This is a genomic window from Actinoplanes awajinensis subsp. mycoplanecinus, assembly GCF_001509495.1.
GTDB lineage: Bacteria > Actinomycetota > Actinomycetes > Mycobacteriales > Micromonosporaceae > Actinoplanes > Actinoplanes palleronii.
Genome location: NZ_LLZH01000056.1, coordinates 1 through 8,910, shown reverse-complemented (window position 1 = coordinate 8,910; position 8,910 = coordinate 1). Strand labels below are relative to the sequence as shown.

At 72.1% G+C, this 8,910-nt stretch carries 10 protein-coding genes and 1 pseudogene; 8 read left to right on the top strand and 3 right to left on the bottom strand.

Annotated features, from left to right (window positions below; translation table 11 throughout):
* From ADL15_RS10160 to ADL15_RS10135, 6 genes and pseudogenes are all read left to right on the top strand, one after another.
* Nucleotides 1–277: pseudogene (locus ADL15_RS10160) on the top strand (universal stress protein); the annotation flags it as partial.
* Nucleotides 278–352: 75 nt separating this feature from the next.
* Nucleotides 353–2,830 carry a DUF4118 domain-containing protein gene (locus tag ADL15_RS10155; protein WP_067687617.1) on the top strand — a complete coding sequence of 826 codons (2,478 nt, stop codon included), beginning with the start codon at nucleotides 353–355 and terminating at the stop codon, nucleotides 2,828–2,830.
* Nucleotides 2,827–3,489, top strand: coding sequence for a response regulator (locus ADL15_RS10150; RefSeq protein WP_067687611.1), 663 nt, complete (start codon nucleotides 2,827–2,829; stop codon nucleotides 3,487–3,489). The genes ADL15_RS10155 and ADL15_RS10150 overlap by 4 nt, the downstream gene beginning before the upstream one ends.
* Before the next feature lie 79 nt (nucleotides 3,490–3,568).
* Nucleotides 3,569–5,107: a methyl-accepting chemotaxis protein gene (locus ADL15_RS56420; RefSeq protein ID WP_067687609.1), complete on the top strand. Its 1,539-nt coding sequence runs from the start codon at nucleotides 3,569–3,571 to the stop codon at nucleotides 5,105–5,107.
* Between the two features lie 28 nt (nucleotides 5,108–5,135).
* Nucleotides 5,136–6,251 (top strand): WD40/YVTN/BNR-like repeat-containing protein, encoded by a 1,116-nt coding sequence (locus tag ADL15_RS10140; protein WP_067687607.1) that lies wholly within the window; start codon nucleotides 5,136–5,138, stop codon nucleotides 6,249–6,251.
* Nucleotides 6,248–6,544, top strand: a complete 297-nt coding sequence (locus ADL15_RS10135) for a MoaD/ThiS family protein (RefSeq protein WP_067687605.1) — start codon at nucleotides 6,248–6,250, stop codon at nucleotides 6,542–6,544. Before ADL15_RS10140 ends, ADL15_RS10135 begins: the two co-directional genes overlap by 4 nt.
* Before the next feature lie 161 nt (nucleotides 6,545–6,705).
* On the opposite strand, the gene ADL15_RS10130 is transcribed toward ADL15_RS10135, so the two are convergent.
* The 3 genes from ADL15_RS10130 to ADL15_RS55210 form a co-directional block, all read right to left on the bottom strand.
* Entirely contained in the window at nucleotides 6,706–6,993 is a 288-nt protein-coding gene (locus ADL15_RS10130) for a hypothetical protein (protein ID WP_067687603.1), read from the bottom strand.
* A 119-nt stretch (nucleotides 6,994–7,112) separates the two neighbouring features.
* The gene (locus ADL15_RS10125; RefSeq protein ID WP_067687601.1) at nucleotides 7,113–7,319 is read right to left on the bottom strand and encodes a hypothetical protein; all 207 of its coding nucleotides are present in this window, start codon (nucleotides 7,317–7,319) and stop codon (nucleotides 7,113–7,115) included.
* A 200-nt stretch (nucleotides 7,320–7,519) separates the two neighbouring features.
* A complete protein-coding gene (locus tag ADL15_RS55210; RefSeq protein ID WP_232344006.1) occupies nucleotides 7,520–7,828 on the bottom strand; it encodes a hypothetical protein in 309 nt (102 codons plus the stop codon).
* Between the two features lie 26 nt (nucleotides 7,829–7,854).
* Here ADL15_RS55210 and ADL15_RS10115 point away from each other — a divergent pair, with 26 nt between their 5' ends.
* Nucleotides 7,855–8,040 carry a hypothetical protein gene (locus tag ADL15_RS10115; protein WP_067687596.1) on the top strand — a complete coding sequence of 62 codons (186 nt, stop codon included), beginning with the start codon at nucleotides 7,855–7,857 and terminating at the stop codon, nucleotides 8,038–8,040.
* A 315-nt stretch (nucleotides 8,041–8,355) separates the two neighbouring features.
* Nucleotides 8,356–8,910 (top strand): TetR/AcrR family transcriptional regulator (locus ADL15_RS10110; protein WP_067687623.1); only part of this gene is annotated, 555 nt, incomplete at its 3' end.

Sequence of the window (8,910 nt, the reverse complement as noted above, 5' to 3'; positions counted from 1 at the left end):
CGGGCGGACGGATCCGGGTGCGGCGGTGACCGCGGCCGAGACCGGTGCCGAGGAGGCGCTGATGGCGGCGGCCGGGGAGCGGCTCGGGCGGGACGCGGCGCCGGTGTTCCGGCGGGGACGGGTGGAGCGGGAGGTGGTCGAGGCCTGCGCGGGGATGGACCTGCTGGTGGTGGCGCGCGACGGTGACGTGCGACGGGCCGGGCCGAAGAGCCTGGGGCCGGCCAGCCGGTACGTCGTGGACCACGCGCCGTGCCGGGTGCTGCTGGTCTGGCCGTGACCGGCGGCGTCAACAACGCGTCAAAAATGTCCGATGGATGGGGCTCGGGCCCGTGCCGGGCGGTAGGAATTAGCTGTGTCACGCGGCGAACTGCGGATCTACCTGGGTGCGGCGCCCGGCGTCGGTAAGACCTACGCCATGCTCGAGGAGGCCCACCGGCGCGTCGAGCGGGGTGCCGACGTCGTCGTCGCCCTGGTCGAGACGCATGACCGCCGGCACACCGCCGCCATGCTGGACGGGCTCGAGGTGGTGCCCCGCCGGGAGGTCAGCCATCGCGGTGTGGCGCTGACCGAGCTGGACGTGGACGCGGTGCTGGCCCGGCGGCCGGAACTGGCCGTCGTGGACGAGCTGGCGCACACCAACGTGCCCGGTTCCGCGCACGCCAAGCGCTGGCAGGACGTGCACACCCTGCTGGACGCCGGGATCAGCGTGCTGACCACGGTCAACGTCCAGCACCTGGAGTCGCTGAACGACGTGGTCGCCCGGATCACCGGTGTCGAGCAGCGGGAGACCGTGCCGGACGCCGTGGTCCGCGCCGCCGAGCAGGTCGAACTGGTCGACATGACACCGGAGGCGCTGCGCCGGCGGATGGCGCACGGCAACGTCTACCGGCCGGAGAAGGTCGACGCGGCGCTGGGCAACTGGTTCCGGACCGGGAACCTGACCGCGCTGCGCGAGCTGGCCCTGCTCTGGCTCGCCGACCAGGTCGAGGAGCAGCTCGACCGGTACCGCGCCGACCACGACATCGACGCCACCTGGGAGACCCGGGAACGGGTGGTGGTCGCGCTGGCCGGCGGGGCCGAGGGGGACACCCTGATCCGCCGGGCGGCCCGGATCGCCGACCGGACCAAGGGCGCCGACCTGCTGGCCGTGCACGTGACCCGCAACGACGGGCTGGCCGGCGCCGACCCGGGCGCGCTGGCCCGGCAGCGGGTGCTGGCGGAGAGCCTGGGCGCGACGTTCCACCAGGTGGCCGGGCCGGACGTGTCCCGGGCGCTGCTGGCGTTCGCCCGCGGGGTGAACGCCACCCAGATCGTGCTCGGCGCGTCCAGCCGCGGCCGGTTCGCCCGGCTGCTCACCGCCGGGGTGGGCCCGACCACCACGGCGCTGTCCGGGTCGATCGACGTGCACCTGGTCACCCACGAGCGGGCCGGGCGGGGCGGGCGCCGGGAGCGGATGCCGGCCGCGTTGTCCCGGGGCCGGCGGATCGCCGGGTTCCTGACCGCGCTGGCCGGTCTGCCGCTGCTCACCGCGATCCTGCTGGTGGTGCCGGACCCGCCGCTGGTCAACGACATCCTGCTGTTCCTGGCCGCCGTGGTCGGGGTGGCACTGATCGGCGGGCTGTGGCCGGCGCTGTTCGCCGCGGTCGCCGGGTCGCTGCTGCTGAACTGGTTCTTCACCCCGCCGTACGGCCGGCTCACCATCGCGTCGCCGCAGAACCTGCTGGCCCTGGGGATCTTCGTGGTGGTCGCGGTGGCGGTCAGCTGGGTGGTGGACACCGCGGCCCGCCGGACCCGGCAGGCCGCGGCGGCGGCAGCCGAGGCGCAGACCCTGGCCACGGTGGCGAGCGGGGTGCTGCGCGGGCAACGGCCGCTGCCCGCGCTGCTGGACCGGCTGCGGGAGACGTTCGGGCTGGACTCGGTGGCGCTGGTGGAGAACGGCGTGGTGGTCGCCGGGGTGGGCGAGCCGGTCTGCGAGCGGGCCGCCGACGCGGACGTCGTGGTGCGGGTCGACGACGCGCTGCTGATGCTGCTCACCGGACACACCCTGGAGGCGGCCGACCGGCGGATCGTGGAGGCGTTCGCGGCGCAGGCGGCTGTCGCGCTGCGGCAGGAGCGGCTGGCGGCCGAGGCGGCCACCGCGCGACCGCTGGCCGAGGCGAACAGGTTGCGGTCCGCGCTGCTCGCGGCCGTCAGTCATGACCTCCGTACGCCGTTGGCCAGCGCGAAGGCGTCGATCGCCGGGTTGCGCAGCACCGAGGTGGAGTTCGACGAGCACGACCGCGCCGAGCTGCTGGCCACCGCGGACGAGTCGCTGGACCGGCTGGATCGGCTGGTGGCGAACCTGCTGGACATGAGCCGGCTGCAGTCGGGGGCGCTGGGCGTGCTGGCGATCGCGGTGGGCGCCGAGGAGGTCGTACCCCGGGCTCTTGACGATCTTGGCCCGGAGGGCCGGAAGGTGACCTTGCGCGTGCCCGACGACCTTCCGTTGCTGGACGCCGATCCGGGTCTGCTGGAGCGGGTCCTGGTGAACGTGATCGCGAACGCGCTGCGCTACAGCCCGGCCGACCGGCCGCCGATGATCACCGGCAGCAGTCACGGTGCCAGCGTGGAACTGCGGATCATCGACCACGGCCCGGGCATCCCGGCGGACCGGTGGGACGATGTGTTCCTGCCGTTCCAGCGCCTCGGTGACCGGGACACCCACAACGGCGTCGGGCTCGGCCTGGCGCTGTCCCGGGGGCTGACCGAGGCGATGGGCGGCACCCTGGTGCCGGAAGAGACCCCCGGAGGCGGCCTCACCATGATCCTTGCCCTGCCGGCCTCGCGGTGACCCGCGTCCTGGTCGTCGACGACGAACCGCAGATCATCCGGGCGCTCCGGATCAACCTGAAGGCCCGCGGGTACGAGGTGGAGATCGCCGGCGACGGCGCCGCGGCCCTGCACGTGGCCGCGCACTTCCACCCCGACCTGGTGGTCCTCGACCTCGGGCTGCCGGACATGGAGGGCACCGAGGTGATCGCCGGGCTGCGCGGCTGGACCACGGTGCCGATCATCGTGCTCTCCGGCCGGGCCGGCAGCACCGACAAGGTGGCCGCTCTGGACGCCGGCGCGGACGACTACGTGACCAAGCCGTTCGGGCTGGACGAACTGCTCGCCCGGATGCGCGCCGTGACCCGCCGGATCCAGCCCTCCGGCCTTCCGTCCGTGGAGATCGGTGCGCACACCGTCGACCTGGCGACCCGGGCGATCAGCGGGGACGTCCGGCTCACCCCGACCGAGTGGCAGCTGCTCGAGCACCTGATCCGGCACCCCGGCAAGCTGATCACCCAGCGCGAGCTGCTGCACGACGTGTGGGGGCCGCAGTACCAGACCGAGACGAACTACCTGCGCCAGTACATGGCCCGGCTGCGCCGCAAACTGGAGTACGATCCGGCCCGGCCGCGCCATCTGCTCACCGAGCCGGGGATGGGATATCGCTTCCAGCCTTGACGTTTCTGCTACATCTCTCCGGAAATGCCGCGATTCTTCTAAGAGAAGGTTCGGTGGCATGTGGTGAAGGAGAGTCAGCGTGGGGTGGTTCGGTTCACGGCAGGCGGGCCCGGAGCTCAAGCGGCCCATCCCACGTGACGTCGAGTCGCTGGAGGAGCTGGTGCTGGCCCTCGAGTCGGCGGGCGACGAGACCAACGCGTGGCGGATCACGGTGGCCAGCACTGTCGAGTCGTACGGCTTCGGCTACGGCGCGATCTGGGTGCCGGACGGCCGCCAGATGCGGCTGGTGCACGAGACCGGCCCGCTCAGCGCGCAGATCCAGGCGGTCACCCCGGGCAAGACGCTACCGGCCGACGCCGGGCTGATCGGCAAGGCGTTCCGGTCCCGCCAGCTCACCCACGCCGAGTCGGCGGCCGAGTGCGGCGACTGCCGGCGCTGCCAGGCCGCACTGCAGGCCGGCATGGTCGCCGGCTTGGTGCTGCCGGTCACCAAGGGCACCGAGGTGGTCGGTGTCCTGGAGTACTACTCGCCGACGCCGCTCTACCTGGACGCCGCCCGCAAGGAGAAGTTCGCGACCATCGCCCGGATCGCCGAGCGGGCCCGCAGCGGCGCGGTCGCCGCGGCCGAGCTGCGCCAGGTCGCCGACGACCGGCTGGCGGTCACCGCGGTGGTCACCCGGCTGGGCGCGGCGCAGGACAGTCAGACCGCGCTGCGGGCCGCGCTGGACGCCGTCCGGTCCGCGTTCCACTGGGCGTACGGGTCGTACTGGGAGGTCGACCAGAACGAGAACGTGCTCAAGTTCCAGGTCGAGTCCGGTTCGGCCGGTGACGAGTTCCGCCGGGTCACCCTGGCCGCCACGTTCGCCGAGGGGGTCGGGCTCTCCGGCCGGGCCTGGCGGGCCCGGGACCTGGTCTTCGTCCGGGACCTGGCCGAGCTCACCGACTGCGTGCGGGCACCCGCGGCGGGCCGGGCCGGCGTGCGCTCCGGGGTGTGCTTCCCGATCTCGAGCGGGGACCGGGTCGTCGGCACCATGGACTTCTTCACCACCGAGTACATCGACCTCTCCGACTCCCGCGCCGCCGCCCTGCGCAACGTGCAACAGCTGGTGTCGCAGCGGCTCGACGTGCTGCGGGCGACCGAGCGTTCGGCCACCAACGCCCGCGCGCTGCTGGACACGGTCGAACGGCTGCGCAGCGCCAGCGACGACGCCACGAACGTCGCCGAGCAGGCGGTCAGCCGGGCCTCGGCGATGACCGCCGAGGTGGCCGCGCTGGGCCAGGCGTCGTCCGCGATCGGTGACGTCATCAAGATCATCGAGTCGATCGCCGAGCAGACCAACCTGCTCGCGCTGAACGCCACCATCGAGGCGGCCCGGGCCGGCGAGTCCGGCAAGGGCTTCGCGGTGGTCGCCGGCGAGGTCAAGGAGCTGGCCCGGGAGACCGCCGAGGCGACCAAGAAGGTGGCCGAGCAGATCGCCGGGATCCAGGCCAGCGCCGAGACCGTGGCGGCCGGCATCCACACCACCAGCGAGACGATCGGCAAGATGGACGCGGTGCAGGTCCGGATGAACGAGGTTCTCGCTGAACAGGCTGAAATGGCGCGCGCCCTGGAAGGCTGAGCGGCCGTGATGGGGCAGAGTGGATTCCATGACTAGCGTTCGGCTACTGGTTGGCACACGCAAAGGCGCGTTCATCCTGACCTCGGACGGCACGCGCAAGGATTGGCAGGTCGACGGCCCGCTCTTCCCGGGCTGGGAGATCTACCACGTCAACGGCTCACCGGTCGCACCCGACCGGTTGTACGCGTCGCAGTCGTCGGGCTGGTTCGGGCAGGTGATCCAGCGCTCCGACGACGGTGGCAAGAACTGGGAAGCCGTCGGCAACGACTTCACCTACGAACCACCGGTCGGCGACCACCTCTGGTACGACGGCACCCCACGCCCGTGGGAGTTCAAACGGGTCTGGCACCTGGAACCGTCCCGCACCGACCCGGACACCGTCTGGGCCGGCGCCGAGGACGCCGCGCTCTACAAGTCCACCGACGGCGGCGGGAAGTGGGAAGAGCTGACCGCGCTGCGGCAGCACCGCACCGGCCCGCAGTGGCAGCCCGGCGCCGGCGGGATGTGCCTGCACACCATCATCACCCACCCCACCGACCCGGACCGGATCTACGTGGCGATCTCGGCGGCCGGGGCGTTCCGCACCGACGACGGCGGCGCGTCCTGGCTGCCGATCAACGCGGGCCTGCGGTCGGACGGCATCGCGGACGAAGACGCCGAGGTCGGGCACTGCGTGCACCGGATCGCGATGCACCCGTCCCGGCCGGACACCCTGTTCATGCAGAAACACTGGGACGTGCTGCGCACCGACGACGCGGGCGGCCGGTGGCGGGAGATCAGCGGCAACCTGCCGACCGACTTCGGCTTCCCGATCGCGGTGCACGCGCACGAGCCGGAGACGATCTACGTCGTACCGATCACCAGCGACTCGCTGCACTACGTGATGGACGGCAAGCTGCGGGTCTACCGCAGCCGCACCGGCGGCGAGCAGTGGGAGCCGCTGACCGCCGGGCTGCCGCAGGAGCACTGCTACGTCAACGTGCTGCGCGACGCCATGGCGGTGGACACTCTCGACGAGTGCGGGATCTACTTCGGCACCAGCGGCGGCCAGGTCTACGGCTCCGCGGACAGCGGCGACTCGTGGACCGCGATCGTCCGCGATCTGCCGCCGATCTGCTCGGTGGAAGTGCAGGTGCTGCCGTGATCCGGGTGGTGCTGCCGGTGCATCTGCGCACCCTCGCGCGCTCCGGCAAGGAGGTCCGGGTCGAGGTGGACGGCCCGGTTACCCAGCGCGGAGTGCTGGACGCCGTCGAGCGGGACTATCCGATGCTCACCGGCACGATCCGGGACCGGAATTCCGGGCAGCGGCGGCCACTGGTCCGCTTCTTCGCCTGCGAGGAGGACCTGTCCAACGACGCGCCGGACACGCCGCTGCCCGACCGGGTGGCGCGAGGTGAGGAGCCGTTCCTGATCGTCGGCGCGATGGCCGGCGGCTGAGGGGTTCCGCAAGATCAACTTCTTGATGTCGTGCGTCCGCCGGGGTACAGATCGTCGCTCCCGCCGGGACCCCTGCGGGCTTCGCTGGCCGCTGGCGCGTCCATGACGCGAAGCCCTCCGGGGCGACGTCCGTGGGTGGTCACGGAAATTCGGCAGGTGGCTCAGCGATGGGTCACCTGCCCTTGCGGGGGCCCGTTGAGGTCGATCAGGGTCGGCAGGTCGTCCCTGGTGATCGGCTCAGCGGGCTCGGCGCCGGGCCGGATGATCAGCACGGTGTCCGGGTGGATGTCCCAGTCCGCGCAGTCGTAGGGACCCCAGAGCCCGGTCTGATCACCGACCTGGTTGAAGGCCTCGCAGTCACCCGGACCCGCGTGGGCCGGGCTCGCTGTCATCACCAGGGCGGTGATCATCCCGCCGCCGGCGATGGCCAGCTTCGTGGTCGTTCGCATCTCGTCCCTCCTCGGTCGTGCGTTCTGACGGGAAACCGGAGGCGGCCGCTCTCCCCGAACGGGGGGAAGCGGCCGCGGTGACGGTTTCTGGGTCGTGCTGGGGCAGTGCGTGTGCGGGGTCAGCGTGCCGCTGCGACGATCTCGACAGGCGGAACGTCAGCGACGGGCTCGGCGGTGGGCGTCTCGGAGACGGGCTCCAGCAGCTCTCCCACAACGGTCCCGGCAGGCGTCTCCGCGGCGGGCACCTTTGCAACCGGCGTTTCGACGGCGGGCGTCTCTGCGGCCGGCGTCTCCGCGGCGGGCGTTTCGGCGACCGGCGTCTCCATGACCGGCTTTGTTGTCAGCGCGGGTGCCGGTCCTGTGCTCGCGGCCGGGGTCGGCTCGGTTGTCACGGCAGGACCCGGTTCCGTGGTGGCGATCGGGGCCGGCCCAGTGACGGCCGGGGCCGGTTCCGTGCCGGCCGCGACCGGTTCCGTCGTGACCGCCGGCGTGGGCTCCGTCGTCACGGCCGGCAGCGGCTGAAGGGTCACCGACGTAGCGGGCTGAGATCCGGCAGTCGGCTCCGGTCCGGGCGCGGCGGGAGCCGTGGTGCCGGGAGCCGGCGTTCCAGATCCACCAGGCGTTCCAGGTCCGCTGGGCACTCCAGATCCACCAGGCGTTCCAGGTCCGCCGGGCACTCCAGGCGTTCCAGGGCCTGCGGGCGTACCCGGGCCCTCAGACGCACCCGGACCTCCGGGAACACCAGGACCACCGGGTGCTTCCGGCCCTCCGGGCGTGCCGGGACCACCGGGCTGTCCCGGGCCCGTGGGCAGGGCGCCCGCGTTGTCCGGCTCACCGGGCAGCCCCGGGTAGGGATGGAGCGTGCCACCGCCGGGTATCTCTGGCCAGGCCGGCCACCCCGACGAACCCCCGTCCCCGAAGTCCACCACCAGCACGAAGATCCGCTTGATCCCGTGGAACGCCGACCGGCAGTCCGGCTGGTCCCACGCGCCGAGCGCGGCGCCGAACCGGCTGATCTGCTCGCAAGCGGCCCGGGTGTCGTACTGACCGGCCACGTCGTGCGGGCGATAGCTCTGCGCCTGCCCCGACGCGTTGCCGGTGTCCGGCACGTTCGCCGGCGCCGCCTGCGCGGGACCGGCCAGCGCGGCGCCGGCCAGAATCCCTGCTCCGGCGAGGGTCAGGCTCCGTGTCGTCTTGTTCATCTCGTCCCTTTCCAGCGATAACCTGTCGGGAAGAGCTGACCACGGAAACCACCACAATTTCCCTCGATCGGGCGAATCTGCGGTATATTTCCGCAAATAGGTCATCTGATGCGCTATGGCACGGCGTTCACCGGCTGCGCGGCGGCATACCATCAGGGGCATGGTGAGGCGTACCGGCGCGGAGACCCGCGAGGAGATCCACTCGGCGGCGACCCGCCTGTTCCGCGAACGCGGCTATTCCCGCACGTCGGTGCGCGACATCGCCGCGCTGGCCGAGACCAACCCGGCCCTGGTGATCCGCCACTTCGGCACCAAGGAACTGCTGTTCCTGGACACCATGCACCTGACCATCGACGACGAGCCCCTGCTGAACGTGCCCCCGGCCGAGTTCGGCCCCCGCTTCGTCGCACGCCTCCTGGCCGACGACGACATCCGCGGCGTCTACTTGGCCCTGGTCCGAGGCTCCAACGAACCCCAGATCAAGGAACGCCTCCAGGCCATCCACGAACACACCTTCGTCGGCCCCTTACGCGCCCGCCTCACCGGCCCGGACGCCGACCTACGAGCCCGCCTGGCCGCCGCCGTGATCGGCGGCCTCCTCTACGCCCTGTGGGTGGTGTCCGACGAGCAACTGGTAGCCACCGCCCCAGAAACCCTGATCACCCACTACGGAGCCCTCCTCCAGCAACTGATCACCCCACCCACCCCCACCAGC